Here is an 18540-nt window from a genome sequence, read left to right on the forward strand (position 1 = left end):
GACGTGTTGTCACAAAGAAATCGCCATGGCTTCACGGTTGATTGATCGCATGCAGGGCTATTGTCGTCCTGAGCCTCTCGCTGACGTCCCCCACGTCCTGCGTCGACTTCCTTCCCACCATCAGCGCCCGTCCGGGCGCCGCTGGCGTCCGTCTGCCTGAAATACCCGAGAGATCCTCCCATGGCTCGCGCTGTCCAGTCCGCTTCATCTGTTGCGACCTCTCCCGGTTCGCTCGTGCCGATCGGCACCCGGCGTGGCCACTCGCAGCCACTGCAGCTGCCGGAGCTGGTACAGCGTGTGTTGTTCGTCGCGACCGAGATGGCCGACTTCATCAAGGCCGGGGGCCTGGGCGACGTGGCCGCAGCCCTGCCGCGTGCGGTACGCGGCGCCTGTGATTCGCGCGTGCTGCTGCCCGGCTACCCGGAGGTACTGCAGCGCCTGCCACAGCTGCAGCGGGTGGGACAGGTCAGCGCGAGGGCGGGCCTGCCTGCGTGCGGGATCGGCATGGCAGTGCAGGCAGACGGCCTTCCGATCTACGTGCTGCTCTCACCAGAGCTGTACGAGCGCGAAGGTTCGCCATACGTCGATGGGCAGGGTCAGGAGTGGAAGGACAACGCGGTTCGCTTCGCCACGCTCTCACACGCGGCGGCGGAGATTGCGGCCGGGCGTGCCCGGCTGGACTGGTCGCCGCAGCTGCTGCACCTGAATGACTGGCCGGTGGCCATGGCGGCCGCCTACGTGCGTTGGGACCGGACGGCCGTGCCGACCCTGCTGACCATCCACAACCTGGCATACCAGGGGCTGTTCCCCTACGCGCTTGCGCCGGTGCTGGGCGTGCCGGCCGAGCACCTGGATGAACTGCACTTCCACGGGCAGATGTCGTTCCTGCAGGGTGGCATCACCAACGCCACGCGGCTGAACACGGTCAGCCTGCGCTACGCGCAGCAGATCACCGCCCCGGATGACGGCTGCGGGCTGCATGACCTGTTGGCGCGTCGCGCAGCCGGCGGGCACCTGAGTGGCATCGTCAACGGCATCGACGCCAGCTGGGACCCGCGCCGCGACATCCATCTCAAGGCCCACTTCGGCATTGGCGAGTGGACCGGGCGCGCCACCAACGCCCACGCGGTGCGCAAGGCGTTCGGGCTGGCGCCGTCGACCGGGCCGCTGTTCGCGGTGGTCTCGCGGCTGGTGCACCAGAAAGGCCTGGACATCACCTGCGACGTGGCGCCACAGATCGTGGCGGCCGGCGGCCAGCTGGTCATCATCGGCGGTGGCGAGCCGCAGGTGGAAGCGCAGGTGCAGGCGCTGGCCCGGCGCTACCCGGGGCGGGTGGGTGCTTTCATCGGGTTCGAAGAAGCGCTGGCCCGCCAGATGTTTGCCGGCGCCGATTTCCTGCTGATGCCTTCACGCTTCGAACCCTGCGGGTTGAGCCAGATGTACGCGCAGCGCTTCGGCTGCCTGCCCATCGCACACGCGACCGGCGGGCTGGTCGATACCGTCGAGGATGGCGTGACCGGATTCCTGTTCCACGGCGCCAATGCCGATGGCCTGCGCCGCTGCGTGGAACGGGCGATGCGCACCTTCCGCCTGCCCGGCCTGCTGCAGGCCATGCGCCGCGCCGCCATGCTGCGGCCGGGCGGTTGGGATGCGGCGGGGCGCGCATATCTGGCCCTGTACCAGCAGACCTGCCAGGTGGCCGCATGAGCCACGACAGCCTGCAGCCGGTCGCCCTCGAGGACGACTCCATGGCAACTGCCGGACGGGAGGAGGGCGTGGTGGCTCCGGTCCTGGACGACCTGGTTCATGCACGGCCGGCCGATGCGTTTGCCTGGCTCGGGCCGCACCAACAGCCCGATGGCCAGCGCCAGCTGCGCGTTCTGGTGCCCCACGCGCGTCGCGTGGAGGTGATTGCGGGCCCGGAGCGGCGCTGGGATCTGCAACCGGGCCCCTTGCCCGGCCTGTTCGAAGGTGCAGCAGGTGAAGCGCCCGTGCCGCTGCTCGCCCTGCATTTCGAGCAGGGTGTGGAGCAGGTGCACGATGCCTATTCCTTCGGTCCGCTGCTGGATGAGGCGCTGCTGCAGCATTTCCATGCCGGTGACGCTGATGCAGCGCGCCAGTTGGGCGCAGTAGCGATGCAGGTACAGGGTATCGACGGCGTGCGCTTCGCGGTGTGGGCCCCCAACGCACGAAGGGTTGCCGTGGTCGGCGATTTCAACGGGTGGGATGGCCGGCGCCATCCGATGCGGCTGCGCCACACCGCTGGCGTGTGGGAGCTGTTCCTGCCGGGCGTGCAGGCCGGTGCCCGCTACAAATTCCGCATCGTCGGCGCCGACGGCCGGGTGATGCCCGACAAGTTCGATCCGATGGCGCGCTGGGCCGAGCTGCCACCGGCCACCGCCTCGCGGGTGCCTTCGGCAGCGCCGATGCAGTGGCACGATGACGCATGGTTGGCGGCGCGGCGGCAGGCCGGAACCTGCACGCCGCTGTCCATCTACGAAGTGCATGCGGGCTCCTGGCAGCGCAGCGACGATGGTTCGCCGCTGGACTGGGATGCCTTGGCCGACCGGTTGATTCCGTACGTGGCAGGGCTTGGTTTCACCCACATCGAGCTGCTGCCGGTCAGCGAGCATCCCTTTGGCGGTTCCTGGGGCTATCAGCCACTGGGGATCTACGCGCCAACGGCGCGCCATGGCACGCCACAGGCCTTCGCACGCTTCGTGGACCGCTGCCATCAGGCCGGCGTAGGGGTGATCGTGGACTGGGTGAGCGCGCACTTCCCGAACGATGCGCATGGCCTGGCCGGGTTCGATGGCACCGCGCTGTACGAGCATGCCGACCCGCGCGAAGGGGTGCACGCCGACTGGGACACGCTGATCTACAACTATGGCCGCAACGAAGTGGCCGCCTACCTGATCGGCAGTGCATTGGAGTGGGTGGAGCGGTTCCACATCGATGGTCTGCGCGTGGATGCCGTGGCGTCGATGCTGTACCGGGATTACAGCCGTGCTGAGGGCCAGTGGATACCCAACGAGCAGGGCGGGCGCGAGAACCTGCAGGCGGTCGCTTTTCTACGGCGGATGAACCAGACGCTGAGGGAGCGCTTCCCGGATGTGCTGGTGATCGCCGAGGAATCCACCGCATGGCCAGGGGTGACCGCGCCGGTGGAGCAGGGCGGGCTTGGTTTCACCCACAAATGGAACATGGGCTGGATGCATGACACCCTGCAGTACCTCGGGCGCGATCCGGTTCATCGCCAGCATCACCATAGTGAGATCAGCTTCGGCCTGGTCTACGCCTTCTCCGAACGGTTCGTGCTTCCGCTTTCGCATGACGAGGTGGTGCACGGCAAGGGAGCGCTGCTGGCCAAGATGGCGGGCGAGCCGGCGCAGCGGCTGGCCCAGCTCCGCGCGTACTACGGTTTCATGTGGGCGCACCCGGGCAGCAAACTGCTGTTCATGGGCGGCGAGTTCGGCCAGGGACAGGAGTGGTCGCACGATGCGGCACTGGACTGGGCACGGGCGGCCAGCAACGAGGGCCAGGGCCTGTCGCGCCTGGTGGGCGACCTCAATGCCGTGCTGCGCTCCGAACCCGCGTTGCACCGCGACGAACGCGACGAACGCGGTTTCGACTGGAGCGTGGCCGACGACAGCCGCAACAGCGTCTACGCCTTCATCCGCCGGGATCCGGCCGGTAGCGGCCGCACCCTTCTGGTAGTGAGCAACTTCACTCCGGTACGTCGCGACGGCTACCGGGTCGGTGTGCCGCAACCGGGGTGTTGGACCGAACGGCTCAACACCGACAGCGGTTACTACGGTGGCGGCAACGCGGGAAACCTCGGCGCAGTGCATACCGAGCCGAGGCCGATGCATGGTCACGCGCAGTCGCTGCGGCTCACACTGCCGCCGCTGTCCACGCTGTACCTGCAGGTTGATGCATGACCGCAGTGGCGCCGCGCCTGGGCGCATGGCCGGTGGCCGGTGAAGGTGTCGAGTTCCGCGTGTGGGCACCGGACGCAGGCACCGTGGCGCTGTACCTGCAGGGCGTGCTGCGGCCGATGCACCGCGACCCGGACGGCTGCCACTGGCTGCGGACACAGGCGTCGCATGGTGACCGCTACCGGTTCCGCCTGCCGTCCGGTCAGGACGTGCCCGACCCGGCCTCGCGCTGGCAACCGGACGGCGTCGATGGTGACAGCGCGGTGGTGCTTGGCACGGATGGAGCACATCCCACGTGGCAGGGGCATGCCTGGCAGGACCTGGTGATCTATGAAGTGCACATCGAGGCCGGCGGCGGGTTCGCGGCGTTGACCGAGCAGCTGCCGATGCTGGCGGCCCTGGGCATCACCGCCATTGAACTGATGCCGGTCGCGCAGTTTCCCGGTGGCCGCAACTGGGGCTACGACGGCGTGTTCCCGTATGCACCCGCGCTGGCCTATGGCGGTCCGTCCGCGCTGAAGGCCTTTGTCGACGCTGCGCACGATGCAGGGCTCTCGGTGCTGCTGGATGTGGTCTACAACCACTTCGGGCCGCAGGGGAACCGTCTGCGCGACTATGCACGGGGGTTCTTCCGTGACGACCGCACCACCCCTTGGGGCGAAGCCATCGACTTCCGCCAGCCATGGGTGCGGCGCTTTTTCATCGACAACGCGCTGATGTGGTTGCGCGATTACGGCTTCGATGGCCTGCGCCTGGACGCGGTGCACGCCATTGACGATGACCGTTTCCTGCAGCAGCTGGCCGATGAGGTACGTGCGGTGGCCCCGCACGCGCACCTGGTGCTGGAGAACGAGCGCAACCAGGCGCGGTGGCTGCGCGGCGCCTACCAGGGGCAGTGGAACGACGACTTCCACAACGCGCTGCATGTGATGCTGACCGGCGAACAGGAAGGCTATTACGCGGCCTATGCCGGGCGCGCCGAAGCACTCCTGGCGCGCTGCCTGGCCGAAGGATTCGCCTGGCAGGGCGAGCCGGACCTGCACGGCCATCCCCGTGGCGAGCCCAGCGTCGACCTGTCGCCTGCGCGTTTTGTGGTATTCGCGCAGAACCACGACCAGGTGGGAAACCGCGCCTTCGGCGAGCGCCTGTCGATGCTGATCGATCCTGCCCGGCTGCGCGCGGCGCTGGCCCTGACCCTGCTGACGCCGATGATCCCGCTGCTGTTCATGGGCGAACCGTGGCAGGTGCAATCGCCATTCCTGTTCTTCACCGACTACGCGCCACCGCTGGACGAGGCGGTGCGTGAAGGGCGTCGCCGTGAGTTCTCCGGTTTCAGTGCCTTTGCCGACGCCGCCGCGCGCGCGCGTATTCCGGACCCGAACGATGCGGCGACCCTGCAGGCGTCGTGCACGCCGCCGCCCGGCGATGATCCCTGGTCGCAGCACTGGCTGCGCTGCACGGGTGAGTTCCTCGGCCTGCGCAGGCGCTATCTGCAGCCGGGCCTGCTGCAGGCGCGGTCGCTGGGCGCGCGCGTGCTGGGCCAAGGCGCGGTGCAGGCGGGCTGGCAGTTGCCCTCGGGCCAATGGTGGATCGCGATCAACGTGGGCCCTGTGCCGGTGGCGCATGCGGTGCCGGCCGGCGAGTGCGTCGTGGGGCCGGACGCGGCCGCGATGCTGCCGGCAGGCGGCGGTGCGCTTGCGCGCTGGATCGCCGCATGAATACGGATGCGGCGGTGCGGGAGGCGGCTCGCCGTGTGGGCCTGCTGGTCCGCTGGACCGACGTGGCCGGAGCAGAGCGCGAGGTCCCGCCCGACGTGCTGCGCGCCGTGCTGGCGGAGTTCGCGTGCGACGGTGCGCCGGTGGCCCACCCGTTGCTCACCGCCTGCTGTGGTCAGCTCCTGGCCATGCCTGAGGCAACGGGCGCGGCGTGCTGGGTGGATGAGCAGGGCGCAGCGTTGCCTGCACGTGCGGATGCGCAAGGGCGCTGGCGGGTTCCTGATCAGCCAGGCTATTGGCAGTGGCGCCAGGGCGGGCAGCAACAGGCGGTTGCGGTGGCACCGCAGCGTGCCTGGTGGCCGCAGGGCCTGCTGCGCGGTTGGGGTCTGTCGGCGCAGGTCTACAGCCTGCGCGCGCCCGGTGATGCCGGCATCGGTGACAGCGCCGGCTGTGCGCGGTGGCGCGAGCTGCTGCACCGTCACCGCGGCGATGCACTGGCGTTGAGTCCGCTGCACGCCGGCCTGCCACCGGGCACGGGCTACAGTCCTTACTCGCCCAGCGACCGGCGCTGGCTCGATCCGCTGCAGGTGTCGCTGCCGCAGGTTTTGCCGGAGGCCGCCAGCAGCGTGTTGCGCGAGGACGAAGCACTGGCGATGGCCGTTGAAGCGGCTACCGCAGCACGCCGCATCGACTGGCCGCACTCGGCGGCAGTGAAGTGGCGCTGGCTGCGCCAAGGGCGCCAATGGCTGCGGCAGCAGGCGCCGGCACAGTACGAACAGTTGCAGACGTGGTGCGATGCGCAGGGCGAGCCCCTGCTGCAGTATTGCGAGCACGCCGCTGACCGCTTCACTGGAAGCGCCGACGACCATGCGTTTGCGCAGTGGTTGGCGCGGCAAGGCTGGGCGCAGGTGCAGGCGGGACTGCGCAGCGACGGCGCGTCGATCGGACTGATTGCGGATCTGGCAGTGGGTTGTGCACCGCAGGGCGTCGAGGCCCGGACCGGCGGCGACCGTCTGCTGCAGAGTCTCGAGCTGGGCGCGCCGCCGGATGCGTTCAATCCGCTGGGCCAGGCCTGGGGTATCACCAGCTGGTCACCCTCTGCGTTGCAGCGTGAGGGGTTTGAACCGTTCATCCGCGTGTTGCGCGCCGTGATGGCGGGTCGCGGTGGATTGCGCATCGACCACATCCTGGGCCTGCAGCGGCTGTGGGTGCTGCCTCGCGGCGCAGGCGCCGGGCAGGGGGTGTACCTGCGCTATCCGTTCGATGATCTGATCAACCTGCTGGTGCTGGAATCGTGGCGCCATCGCTGCGTGCTGATCGGTGAGGACCTTGGGGTGGTTCCTCCGGGTATCCGCCAGCGACTGGCAGCCCGTGGCGTGCTGGGGCTTGAGGTGCTGCCGTTCGCCCGCAACGGTGAGCGCTTCCTGCCGGCGCCACGGTGGCGCCGCGATGCGGTGGCCATGCCCTCCACCCATGATCTGCCGCCGCTGGCCGGCTGGCTGCGTGGGCGCGACCTGCGCTGGCGTGCACGCCTGGGTGAGCTGACCGAGCTTGCCGCGGCGCTGCACGCGCGTGCCAGCGAGGTACAGGCGCTGTCCGCAGTCGCCCAGGGCGAGGGCGCGACGCTGGAAGCGCGTGCGCTGTCACTGGTGGCGCACGCACCTTCGCGGCTGGCGCTGCTCCCGCTGGAAGACGCGCTGGGCAGCCGCGCGCAGGTGAACCTGCCGGGTACCGTCAACGGTCACCCGAACTGGCGCCGACGCCTGCCGCTTGCGTGGGATCCGGACGCGGCCGACGCGCGCATTGTCCGGTTCAGCGCCACGCGACGCAAGGCGGGACGATGACCCGGTTGCGTGCCACCGCACGCCTGCAGCTACATGCAGGCTTCAACTTCGATGCCGCTGCGGCGCAGCTGCCGTACTACGCCGCGCTGGGCGTCAGCCACCTTTACCTGTCGCCGATCAGCGCTGCGATGCCAGGGTCCATGCATGGCTACGATGGCATCGACCCGGCCCGCATCAATCCGGAACTGGGCGGCGAAGATGCCTTCCAGCGATTGGCGACAGCGGCGCGCGCGCATGGCATGGGCCTGATCCTGGACATCGTACCCAACCATCTTGCAGCATCCCCGCAGACGCCCTGGTGGAGCGATGTGCTGCTGCACGGGTGCAGAAGTCCCCATGCCGGATGGTTCGACATTGACTGGGAGGCGCCGGGTTGCGAGGGCCGGCTCTGGCTGCCTGTGCTGGACCGGCCACTGCACGAGGCCGTGCGCGATGGCGTGTTGCGCGTAGCAGTGGACGATGAGCGGCCGATGCTGCGTCATCACGGGCTGGCATTGCCGTTGTCTCCGCGCAGCCATCCGCTGGCACCCGCGCAGTGGCCGGCATGGGCGGAACGCTGCAACCGCAGCGTCGAACGATTGCACACGCTGCTGCAGCGGCAGCACTACCGGCTGGCTTGGTGGCGCACGGCGGGCGATCAGGTGAACTACCGGCGCTTCTTCGACATCAACGAACTGGCTGCACTGCGGGTGGAGCGCGACGATGTGTTCGCGGCGGTGCATGTGCTGCCGTTTCGGCTGGTGCGTGAGGGGTGGGTTGACGGCCTGCGCATTGACCATGTGGATGGCCTGTCGTCACCCGGGCCGTACCTGCAACACCTGCGTGCGGCGCTCGACGCGGCCTGCGCGGCAGGCGGTCGCGACCCACAGTCAGTGAGCGTGCATGTGGAGAAGATACTGGCGGAGGACGAACAGCTGCCCGATGGCTGGGCCTGCGACGGCACGACGGGCTATGACTTCATGGACCAGGTTGGCGCGTGGCTGATTGATCCGGCAGCTGCACCCGCGCTCTCCCGCGCCTGGCAAGCGGCGAGTGGCGACGCGCGCAGCTTTGACGACTTGCAGCAGGATGCCCGCGGCATGCTGCTGCGCACGTCGCTTCACACCGACTTCCAGCGACTGCTGCGCAGCGCGCAGCGGGTGCTGCAGCCCCGGCTGGCCGAAGCCGATATCGGCGCCGCTGCGCTGGCCCGTGCATTGGCCGCGCTGCTGCGGCACTACCGTACCTACCGCCCCTATTCGCTGCAGGATGCAGGTGAACGGAAGGCCCTGGTGGACGCTGCCGTGGCAGCACGCGAGGCACTGGACGGTACGGCACACGCGGCACTGGATCTGCTGCTACGGGCACTTCCCGGCGAGGCGGAGGCGGAGCGCGCGCTGCGGGTGAGATTCGGGCAATTGGCCGCGCCGTTGAATGCCAAGTCGGTGGAGGACACAGGCTTCTATCGTTACTTCAGGCTGCTGTCGCGCAACGAAGTCGGAAGTGATCCGCAGCGGCTGGGCATGGAGGGACGCGAGCTGCTGGAACACGCAGTGAGACGCCTGCAGCGCCATCCGCGGGCATTGCTTGCGCTGGCGACCCACGATCACAAGCGCGGGGCCGACAGCCGGGCCCGGCTGGCGGTTCTCAGCACCTGCACGGTCGCGTGGCGGGAGGCCGTGCGGCGCTGGAGCCGGATGTCGACCCGCGCGGGCGCGCCGATGCCGTTGCCGGGTGCCGAGGCCTATGCGCTGTGGCAGGCGCTCGTGGCCGCGTGGCCGATGCACGGTAACCCGGGCGCCGACTTCGCATCGAGGATGGTGCAATGGCTGACCAAGGCGTTGCGCGAGGGCAAACGGGTCAGCAGCTGGTCCGATCCCAACGTGGCGGTGGAGGAGGCCGCCGCGCAGTGGCTGCACGCACTGCTGGATGGAGCGCCATTGCAGCCGGTGCGGGAGGCGCTGGCGACGTTCGTGGCGCGCATTGCGCCGGCCGGCGCCTGCAACGGCCTGGCACAGCTGTGCCTGCAGCACTGCCTGCCCGGCGTGCCCGACCTCTACCAGGGCGGAGAAGGCTGGGACCTGAGCCTGGTGGACCCGGACAACCGGCGTGCCGTGGACTATCCAGTGCGGCAGGCGTGGCTGCGCGATACGCGCGGTTGGCCCGCCCTGCTGGAGGACTGGCGGGACGGTGGCATCAAGGCATTTCTGCTCAGGCGCTTGCTGGAGTGCCGCCGGAGGCACCCGCAGCTGTTCCTGCACGGCCAACTGCAGCCGCTGTCCGTACCGGCGCGTTCGCCCTGGCTGGCATTCGCGCGCAGGCATCAGGCGCAGGTGCTGCTGGTGATCGTGCGGCGTGGTTCGCCCACCGCCGTGCCCGGGCCCGGCCTGCACGCAGCACACGACGTCGGCACTGGCGTGATGCTGCACGGGCTGCCGACAGGCCCCATGCGCAACCTGCTGGACGGGCGCATCGAACATTTCAAGGCAACCGAGGACGCGGCACGGCTTCTGGCTGGCAGCCCGTTGGCGGTATGGATCAACGAGGAGACGGACAGGAATGGACAGCAGGGAACGACGGCAGCGGATTGAGGCATTGGCCCATCAGATATGGGAAGCGGAAGGGCGCCCGGACGACCAGCAGCAGCGGCATTGGCACATGGCCGAGCGCCTGGTGGAAGCCGAGATTGCCGCTGCGCGCGACGAGGAGGGAACCGATGGCCAGCCGTAAGTGGACGCAGACCTCGCGGGTGCGCGAAGGCCGGCCGTTCCCGCTGGGGGCGACCTGGGACGGCTTGGGTGTGAACTTCGCGCTGTACTCGCGGCACGCCACCCGGGTGGAACTCTGCCTGTTCGACGCGCGCAACCGTGAAGTCGAGCGTATCGCGCTGCCCGAGTACACCAACGAGATCTGGCACGGCTACCTGCCGGACGTGCGGCCCGGGCAACGTTACGGCTACCGGGTGCACGGCCCGTATGCCCCGGAAGAGGGCCATCGTTTCAATCCCAACAAGCTGCTGCTGGACCCCTACGCCAAGCAGATCGTCGGCGAACTGAAGTGGGCCCCACACCTGTTCGGCTACACCCTGGGTCACCGCGATGGCGATCTCAGTTTCGACCGCCGCGACAGCGCCAGTTACATGCCACGCTGTGCCGTGATCGATCCGGCTTTCAGCTGGGGCGTCGAGCGTGCACCTGCCACGCCCTGGGACCGGACCGTGATCTACGAAGCCCACGTGCGCGGACTGACCATGCAGCATCCCGACGTCCCGCAGGCCGAGCGCGGTACTTTCTCCGCGTTGCGGCACGATGCGGTGGTCGACCACCTCAGCCATCTGGGGGTGACCGCCATCGAGCTGCTGCCGGTGCATGCCTACGTGGATGACCAGCAGCTGCTCGAGCGCGGGCTGCGCAACTACTGGGGATACAACACCATCGGCTTCTTCGCGCCGCAGGCACGCTATCTGTCGCTGGGCACCGTGGCCGAGTTCAAGCAGATGGTCGCGCGCCTGCACAACGCGGGCATCGAGGTCATCCTGGACGTGGTCTACAACCACACGGCCGAAGGCAACGAGCTGGGCCCTACGCTGTCGTTCAAGGGCATCGACAACGCCAGCTACTACCGTTTGGCCGATGATCGCCGCTATTACATCAACGATACGGGTACCGGCAATACGTTCGACCTGACCAATGCCGGTGCGCTGCGCATGGTCATGGACTCCCTGCGCTACTGGGTGACCGAGATGCGGGTGGATGGGTTCCGCTTCGACCTGGCAACCATCCTCGGCCGCGAACGGCATGGCTTTGACGCCTCGGGCAGCTTCCTCGATGCGGTACGCCAGGACCCGGTTCTCAGCCAGGTGAAGCTGATTGCCGAGCCATGGGACATCGGCCCGGGCGGCTACCAGCTGGGCCAGTTTCCGCCGGGCTGGGCCGAGTGGAACGACCGCTTCCGCGACACGGTGCGCGCGCTGTGGCGTGGCGATGGCGGGCAGCTGGCGGAGTTTGCCACGCGCTTCACCGGCTCGGCCGACCTGTTCGAACACCACGGCAGGCGACCGTCGGCCAGCATCAATCTGGTGACCGCGCATGATGGATTCACCCTGCACGATCTGGTCAGCTACAACGATCGCCACAACGAGGCCAACGGCGAGGACAACCGTGACGGCCACTCGCACAACCTCTCCAGCAACCACGGTGTGGAGGGAGACACCGATGATGCGGCGATCCTTTCGTTGCGTGCGCGGCAGATGCGCAACCTGCTGGCCACGCTGCTGCTGGCGCAGGGGACACCGATGCTGCTGGCGGGCGATGAGTTCGGCCATTCGCAGCAGGGCAACAACAACGCCTACTGCCAGGACAATCCACTGAGCTGGATCGACTGGGAGCGCGCAGCATTGCCGGCTGCACAGGCGCAGGTGGCGTTCGTGCGGCGGGCGCTGTCACTGCGCCGGCGCTATGGCCTGCTGCGCCGGAACCGGTTCCTGCGCGGCGAGTACGATGAGGCGCTGGGCCTGCGCGATATCGACTGGCGGCATCCCGATGGTCGCGGCATGGAGGAAGCGGACTGGCATGACGCAGGGCTGCGTGCGCTGCTGATCGTGCTGGACGGTCGCAGTCCGGACAGTGGCCTGCGCGAGCCCGGGCGGCATGTCAGCCTGGCCCTGCTGTTGAACGCCGGGGAGCAGTCGCAGCGGTTCTGTGTGTCAGACGACGCCCTGTCGTTCCGGCGCGTACTCCTGCAGACCGACGAAACGCCGTTGGAGCCGGATGAGGAAGGCGCCTGGACGCTGCCGCCGCGCAGCCTGTGCCTGCTGGCGGCAAGCAGCAGCGCGTGATTGCACTGCTGCGCCACTACGGACCGCCGGGCATTGCCCGGCGGACCGGTAGCTACCCCATCAGATAGCGCAACACACCCGCCGAGACCACGCCGATCAGCACGGTCGGCAGCATCGACAGCCGCGTGGCGGCCAGCAGGGTGATCGCCAGCGCGGCCAGGTCGGCCGGCTTGTCGGCGACGAAGTCCGGGGCGATCACCGAGATCAGCACGCAGCCCGGCGCGGCTTCCATCACCGTCACTGCGCGTTTGCTCAGTGTGCGGTTGCGCAGCGCGAGGAAGCCGACGATGCGGGTCAGGTAGGTGGCGGCGGCCATCAGCACAATGGTCAGTACCGAGGTCCAGTGGATCAGGCCATTGAAGATCATGCTGCGTCCTCCGCCAGCAGCCAGGCTGCGGCCAGGCCGGCCAGTGCGCCGCTGGCCACGTACCACGCACCTGGCACCAGCAGGTAGGTAGCAGCGGCTACAGCCAGGCTGACCAGCCACGGTCGCGCGGCCTTCATGCCCTGCCACATGCCGCGCAGCAGCACCAGGAACACGGCGGGGAAGGCCATGTCGAAACCATAGGCGTGGATGTCGCCCAGCATCGGGCCAACGATCGCGCCGAGCGCGGTGCAGGCCACCCAGACCGTGTACAGGCCTGCCGATACGCCCAGGTAGTAGGCCAGGCTGAAGCCAAGCGCGCGTCTGCGCGCATCGGCCACGCCCATCGCCCAGCTTTCGTCGCACATGAAGAACAGCGCCGGCAGCACCCGGCGGCGCGGCAGGTGCTGCAGCAGCGGGGCCAAGCTGGCGCCCATCAGCAGGTGACGGCTGTTGACCAGCGCGGTGATGGCCACGATCAGTGCAATGTGCGGTGGTGAGGTCCACAGTTCGACGGCGGCGAACTCCGAGCCGCCAGCGAAGTTGAGGCCGGTCATCAGCGGCACTTCCAGTGCGCTCAGGCCTTTCTGGGCTGCCTGCGCGCCGAGCACCAGGGCGAAGGGAATGAAGCCGATCATCACCGGCACGGCGGCGCGCAAGCCGCGCAGGAACTCGGCACGCGGCGCGGTATCGCAGGTGTCAGGCAGGGGGAGGGTGGTACGGGCGTCCATCGAACGGCACAACAAGGTGGGGGTGGCCCATGCTAGCGGTCCAATCGCGAAATCGGGTTGCGTTGATACCACGTGATTCTGGATGATTGATATTTCATGCGGCCAGAAGTGGAAGGGGTGAAATTCCATGCAGTACCAGCTGGACAACCTTGATCGGCGCATCCTCGACGCCCTGCAGCGCGACGGCCGCCTGCAGAACCTGGAGCTGGCACGCCTGGTCGGGCTGTCGCCGTCGGCCTGCCTGCGCCGGGTGCGTCTGCTGGAGGAGGGGGGCTACATCGAGCGCTATGTGGCCTTGTTGAACGAGGCCAAGGTGGGCCGTGGTTTCACGGTGTTCGTGCGGGTGTGGCTGCGCGGGCAGGACGAGGACACCACGAATCATTTCATCAACAGCATCAAGTCTTTCCCGGAAGTGCTTGAATGCCATCTGATGGCCGGTGACTGCGATTTCCTGCTGCGGGTGGCGGTGGCCGACCTGGATGCCTACCGGCAGTTCCAGATGCAGCACCTGAACCGGATTGCGGGGGTGCAGAACACCAAGACCGAGATTCCGATGCAGCGGATCAAGCAGACGACCCAGCTGCCGCTTTGAGGGATGGGGTTTGCGGCCGGGTTGCACCCGGCACCCGCGGGTAGTGCCGGCCGCTGGCCGGCAACCTCAGGAGCAACAGCAACAGCAACAGCGATTCTCCGTGGGGCGGCGGGACGGTATGGCCAGGCAGGACACGCCGTAAACCCTTCCTTGGGGGCTCGATGGCGCCATCCATGGCGCCAACGGTCCTGTCTGGCCATACCGCCCCGCCACCTGACAGCTTCGTGCGATCTGTCGGGGTCGGATCCCGTGCGCAGATGAATCTGCTCGGTTCATTTATTCCTGATGCATGACTGGCTCCACGGAGTCTGCCTCGACGTCAGCCGTGGCAGCGGTCATCGCAATGACATGTGGCGCCGGTACGGTTTGAGCCCGCTTGCGGGTCGCGCGCGGGCCGGGGTTCCGGTGGTGGCGCGCGTCCACTGCAGCTGCTGTCGCTGCCGAGGGTCATGTGTTCTACGTCAGGGGGCTGAATGGACACCATGCGGTCAGAACTTGGAAGGTGGCCATCGCCGCTTGGCTGCTGCTGTCCTTTGCCGCTGCCGCGCAGGACGCTGTTCGTGCCTACGACATCCCTGCGCAGCCGTTGGAACAGGCGGTCGAGCGCTTCAGCGTCATCAGTGGGTGGTCAGTGATGTACCCGGGTGACCTGGCCGCCGGCCGCAGCAGCCATGCACTGCGCGGCAGCCTGGCGCCGCTGCCTGCGTTGCAGGTGCTGCTGCAGGACTCCGGTATCGAGGCCGAGGTGATGGGCGAGCAGCGCGTGGTGCTGCGCCGGGGCGCGCCCTCGGCAGCCGAACCCGGTGTTGGCGCCGAACTCCCCGAGGCCGAGCGTCGGCGTCGCTACGGCGGGCTGCAGCAGCGGCTGCGTGCGGCGTTCTGTGACGACCCCGAGATTGCGCCCGGCCGCTATGCCGCGACGCTGCGTTTCCATGTCGACAGCGAAGGCCAGGTGCATGCGCCCGAGCTGCTGTCAGGCAGTGGCAGCACACGCCGCGATGCACGCCTGCTGCAGGCGATGCAGGGCCTGGTGCTGGCGGCGGAGGCCGCCGCACTGCCGCAGCCGGTGACGCTGCAGATCCGTCCTTCCGGCACCGACCACGACTGTGGCCGGCGCGCGCCCCTTCCATGACTTCAAGGATTCGAACATGAGCAACGGTACGGCTGGGGCAGTTGACCTGATGGACCACCTTCTGGGTGCCTACGATGAGCTGAAGCGCCGGCTGGTGCGCAAGCTGGGCTCGGAGGAGCTGGCCGGCGACGCGCTGCAGGACACGTGGATGCGCCTGAGCGCGCGGCGTGACCGCCTGGATGCCGTGCAGAACCCCGCGGCCTACCTGCTGCGCATGGCAATGAATACCGTGATCGACCGCCAACGTGCTGACCACCGCCTGCTGAGCCTGGAGGAGGTGGATACGCTGATGGACATGGCCGACCCTGCACCCGGCCCGGCGCAGGCGGCCGAACTGGACTTCGCGCTGGAAGACATGGTCGGCCTGCTGCAGCGCATGCCCGAGCGCCGTCGCCGCATCCTGCTGGCGATCCGCGTCGATGGCCTGCAGCAGCGCGACGTGGCCGACCACCTCGGTGTGTCGCTGCGGCTGGTGCAGCGTGAGCTGAAGGCGGCCCAGGACTACCTGGCCGAGCGCAGCGGGCAGGGGCGCCAGATGCGGTTCTGAACGGCGGCATCCGTCTACACTTTGACGCCGAGCAGAACCCCGCAGCGTGCGGGTCCGGCATGAGCCCCCATGGATCCTGACGATCGCCCGCAACGCCCGCTGGATGCCGTCGAGCGTCAGGCGCACGCGTGGGTGGTGCGGCTGACCTCGGGCGAGGCGACCGCCGCCGACGGGCGCAGGTTCCGTGCGTGGTGCGAGTCGGATCCGCGTCATCGTGAGGCGTTCGGCCGTGCGCGCCGGCAATGGGAGCAGGTACGGCTGGCCGGCGAGCAGCTGCCCGCCGCCGCCCGCCAACCGGTGGCGCCGACGCCGGCCCAGCGCTGGAGCCGGCGCGCCTTCTTGGGCGCGGCGATTGCCGCCCCGGCCAGCCTGGTGGTGGTGGCGGCGATCCGCCCGCCGCTGGGATTGTGGCCCTCGGTGACGGCGATGACGGCCGATTTCCACACCGGCACCGGTGAACGGCTGCAGATCGCGCCCTTGCCGCAGCTGAAGATCGAACTGGATACGCAGAGCAGCCTGCGCCGCCGCTCGGACGCGCAGGGCGAAGGCTTCGAGCTGGTGCAGGGCCAGGCCGCGATCGAAACCGGGGCTGGCCTGCGCCTGGCGCTGTTCGCGGGCCCGGGTTGCGTGATTGCCGATGAAGGCGCGGTGCGCCTGGATGTGCGCAACACCCACGGCCAGGTACGGGTGACCTGCCTGCAGGGCAGCGCCCGCATCGAGCATCCGCAGGGCCGGCTGCAGCTACAGGCGGGTCAGCAGACCCAGTACGACGAGCGCCTCAGTGGCGTGGTGGCCGAGGCCGTGGCCTCGGAAGTGAGTGCCTGGACGGAGGGCATGCTGGTGTTCCGCCGCGCACCGCTGCGTGAGGTGGTGGACGAGATCAACCGCTACCGCCGCGGCAAGGTGTTGCTGGGAGAATCGGCGTTGGCGCGCGCGCCGGTCAGCGGTCGCTTCCGTATTGATGATCCGGACGCGGCACTGGAGCAGCTGCGACTGACGATGTCGCTGGATCTGCGTCGCTTTCCGGGTGGCATTGCCGTCCTTGGATAGATGAAGACGCTGGCCCTGCGCGCCGCGCAGGGCTGTTGCAAGCGAGGAGAGGCCAAGGATGCGCAACGAGACCATCGGTGTGCTGGATCTGCGTCGCAATCTGTCGGCGCTGCTGGAAACCACGCAGCGACGGCCATTGATGGTGCATCGCTATGGCTCACCTTGGGTGTGCGTGGTGTCCGATGCGCAGTGGCAGCAACAGGCGGTGCTGCTGGACTTTGATCCGCAGTCGCACCCGCTGGCGATGCTGCTGCGCCTGCAGCAGCAGTCGCTTCCGCTGCCTGAAGCTGGTGCGTTGCCGCCCGCGGCGGTTGCACGCGCACTGCTGTTGATGGACGTGCATCGCATTGAGAATCTCGCACAGCTGCACGACCAGGTGCTTCACCATCGCCTCTGGCATTGGTTCGTAGCAGGCACCCATGGTGTGATGGACGGCTGGCAGCTGCCGGCGCTGCGCGTTGCGATGGCGTCATGGTTCGATGACGTGGACATGTCCAATGCGCTGGCAACATTCGCCGCGCGCAGCGACGTGGCGATACTGGCACGCCGTTGTGGAGGCGAAGCGCCGCAGCTGGAACGCGAAGCCTGCAGGCAGATGACGCTGCGATGACGTTGTCGATGAAGCGCCACGCAGTGCACAGAGCTGCATGCGCGCTGTCGCTTCACCTGCCTTGCTGACGTCTTCTCCAGAGTACGACGCACCACGCGTCGTGGAGCACGGGCGGCGCCGATGGCAGACAGTCGCAGGATCAGCATGCTGGAGCTGGATCGTCACCTGAGCCAGTCACTGGAGCAGGCACGGCATGCACCATTGAACGTGCAGCGCTATGGGCGCTCGTGGGTCTGGGTGCTGTCCAGCGACGCCTGGGCGGATGCGGCGCGCTGGGCGGCGCTGGATGGTAGTGCGCACCCACTGGCGGCGCTGCGAAAAGCCCTCGACCTGCAGCTGCGGCCCTGGCCCGAGGCGGCGATGAGCCCGCTACCGCTTGATGCAGGCGATGCGCGGCTGCTGCAGCGCGCGGCTCTGCTGGTGGTCGTGCGCGATCTGAACAGTGCCCAGCGCGTGTACGACGACCTGCGCTATCACCAGGCCTATCGGATGTTCATCGGCCTCGATCATGGAACGGCATGGTCGCCGATGCAGTGCGTGCGCCTGCTGCTGGCCTGCGCGCACCCGTTGCTGCGCAGCTGCATCGACGATGCGCTGGCCAGCGTGCCGCAGCACCTGTTCGAGTCTGCATGTGCCCCGGCTGCACGTATTGCGCCTGCACAGGGACACGCGCAGCGGATTTCCAGCGGATGTTTATCGTACTGACACATGCACCGCTGACCATGGCGCAGCGGTCTCTTCCAGGATGACGAGGGCGGAACAATGGCAAGGCAGGTTCGTGGTCGCAGGGCTCGGCAGCAGGGTTTCAGCCTGATCGAGATCATGGTGGTGGTGGTGATCATCGGCATCCTCGCCGCATTGATCGTGCCGCGGTTGATGGATCGCCCCGACCAGGCGCGCGTAGTGGCGGCGCGCCAGGACATCGCTGCATTGATGCAGGCATTGAAACTGTTCAAGCTGGACAACGGGCGCTATCCCAGTGCCGAGCAGGGGCTGCAGGCGCTGGTGAAGCCACCGCAGGGCGGTGGCGCGATGCCGGTCACGCCCTATCTGGATCGCCTGCCCAATGACCCATGGGGCCATCCGTACCAGTACCAGATTCCCGGAACCCATGGCGACATCGATGTGTTCTCGCTGGGCGCGGACAGCAAGCCCGGTGGCGACGCCGGGAATGCGGACATCGGCTCCTGGCAGCTGTGAG

At 68.2% G+C, this 18540-nt stretch carries 16 protein-coding genes; 14 read left to right on the top strand and 2 right to left on the bottom strand.

What is annotated here, in order from left to right; all coding sequences use genetic code 11:
- The first annotated feature begins 180 nt into the window (after nucleotides 1–180).
- Genes glgA through glgX form a run of 7 tightly spaced genes read left to right on the top strand, consistent with a single transcriptional unit; the run spans nucleotide 181 to nucleotide 12313 of the window.
- Entirely contained in the window at nucleotides 181–1707 is a 1527-nt protein-coding gene (glgA, locus tag O0K41_RS03765; protein ID WP_149501154.1) for a glycogen synthase GlgA, read from the top strand.
- A complete protein-coding gene (locus O0K41_RS03770; RefSeq protein WP_149501153.1) occupies nucleotides 1704–3941 on the top strand; it encodes a 1,4-alpha-glucan branching enzyme in 2238 nt (745 codons plus the stop codon). The genes glgA and O0K41_RS03770 overlap by 4 nt, the downstream gene beginning before the upstream one ends.
- Nucleotides 3938–5656 carry a malto-oligosyltrehalose trehalohydrolase gene (gene treZ, locus O0K41_RS03775; protein WP_164221981.1) on the top strand — a complete coding sequence of 573 codons (1719 nt, stop codon included), beginning with the start codon at nucleotides 3938–3940 and terminating at the stop codon, nucleotides 5654–5656. Before O0K41_RS03770 ends, treZ begins: the two co-directional genes overlap by 4 nt.
- On the top strand, nucleotides 5653–7497 hold the full coding sequence (locus O0K41_RS03780) for a 4-alpha-glucanotransferase (RefSeq protein WP_164221980.1): 1845 nt from the start codon (nucleotides 5653–5655) through the stop codon (nucleotides 7495–7497). The genes treZ and O0K41_RS03780 overlap by 4 nt, the downstream gene beginning before the upstream one ends.
- Nucleotides 7494–10067 (top strand): malto-oligosyltrehalose synthase, encoded by a 2574-nt coding sequence (gene treY, locus O0K41_RS03785; protein WP_108269766.1) that lies wholly within the window; start codon nucleotides 7494–7496, stop codon nucleotides 10065–10067. Before O0K41_RS03780 ends, treY begins: the two co-directional genes overlap by 4 nt.
- Nucleotides 10036–10206, top strand: coding sequence for a DUF2934 domain-containing protein (locus O0K41_RS03790; RefSeq protein WP_005413658.1), 171 nt, complete (start codon nucleotides 10036–10038; stop codon nucleotides 10204–10206). The genes treY and O0K41_RS03790 overlap by 32 nt, the downstream gene beginning before the upstream one ends.
- On the top strand, nucleotides 10193–12313 hold the full coding sequence (gene glgX / locus O0K41_RS03795; protein WP_108269767.1) for a glycogen debranching protein GlgX: 2121 nt from the start codon (nucleotides 10193–10195) through the stop codon (nucleotides 12311–12313). The genes O0K41_RS03790 and glgX overlap by 14 nt, the downstream gene beginning before the upstream one ends.
- A 52-nt stretch (nucleotides 12314–12365) precedes the next feature.
- Here glgX and O0K41_RS03800 read toward each other — a convergent pair whose 3' ends face one another.
- Nucleotides 12366–12680, bottom strand: coding sequence for an AzlD family protein (locus O0K41_RS03800; RefSeq protein WP_005409898.1), 315 nt, complete (start codon nucleotides 12678–12680; stop codon nucleotides 12366–12368).
- Nucleotides 12677–13408 carry an AzlC family ABC transporter permease gene (locus tag O0K41_RS03805; RefSeq protein WP_108269769.1) on the bottom strand — a complete coding sequence of 244 codons (732 nt, stop codon included), beginning with the start codon at nucleotides 13406–13408 and terminating at the stop codon, nucleotides 12677–12679. The genes O0K41_RS03800 and O0K41_RS03805 overlap by 4 nt, the downstream gene beginning before the upstream one ends.
- 127 nt (nucleotides 13409–13535) lie before the next feature.
- Here O0K41_RS03805 and O0K41_RS03810 point away from each other — a divergent pair, with 127 nt between their 5' ends.
- The 7 genes from O0K41_RS03810 to gspG all read left to right on the top strand — a co-directional run bounded on the left by O0K41_RS03810 (nucleotide 13536) and on the right by gspG (nucleotide 18539).
- Complete coding sequence (locus O0K41_RS03810) at nucleotides 13536–14000, top strand: Lrp/AsnC family transcriptional regulator (protein WP_049451531.1); 465 nt, start codon at nucleotides 13536–13538, stop codon at nucleotides 13998–14000.
- 451 nt (nucleotides 14001–14451) lie between these two features.
- Nucleotides 14452–15132: an STN domain-containing protein gene (locus O0K41_RS03815; protein ID WP_164221978.1), complete on the top strand. Its 681-nt coding sequence runs from the start codon at nucleotides 14452–14454 to the stop codon at nucleotides 15130–15132.
- Between the two features lie 16 nt (nucleotides 15133–15148).
- Nucleotides 15149–15679 carry a sigma-70 family RNA polymerase sigma factor gene (locus O0K41_RS03820; protein WP_164221976.1) on the top strand — a complete coding sequence of 177 codons (531 nt, stop codon included), beginning with the start codon at nucleotides 15149–15151 and terminating at the stop codon, nucleotides 15677–15679.
- 69 nt (nucleotides 15680–15748) lie between these two features.
- Nucleotides 15749–16729, top strand: a complete 981-nt coding sequence (locus O0K41_RS03825) for a DUF4880 domain-containing protein (RefSeq protein WP_164221974.1) — start codon at nucleotides 15749–15751, stop codon at nucleotides 16727–16729.
- Nucleotides 16730–16787: 58 nt separating this feature from the next.
- Nucleotides 16788–17339 carry a hypothetical protein gene (locus tag O0K41_RS03830; protein WP_149501151.1) on the top strand — a complete coding sequence of 184 codons (552 nt, stop codon included), beginning with the start codon at nucleotides 16788–16790 and terminating at the stop codon, nucleotides 17337–17339.
- A 144-nt stretch (nucleotides 17340–17483) separates the two neighbouring features.
- A complete protein-coding gene (locus O0K41_RS03835) occupies nucleotides 17484–18044 on the top strand; it encodes a hypothetical protein (protein WP_234411864.1) in 561 nt (186 codons plus the stop codon).
- Nucleotides 18045–18101: 57 nt separating this feature from the next.
- Nucleotides 18102–18539 (top strand): type II secretion system major pseudopilin GspG, encoded by a 438-nt coding sequence (gspG, locus tag O0K41_RS03840; RefSeq protein WP_005409890.1) that lies wholly within the window; start codon nucleotides 18102–18104, stop codon nucleotides 18537–18539.
- Nucleotide 18540 lies beyond the last annotated feature (1 nt).

Source organism: Stenotrophomonas sp. Sm2128 (assembly GCF_030985535.1).
Classification (GTDB): domain Bacteria; phylum Pseudomonadota; class Gammaproteobacteria; order Xanthomonadales; family Xanthomonadaceae; genus Stenotrophomonas; species Stenotrophomonas maltophilia.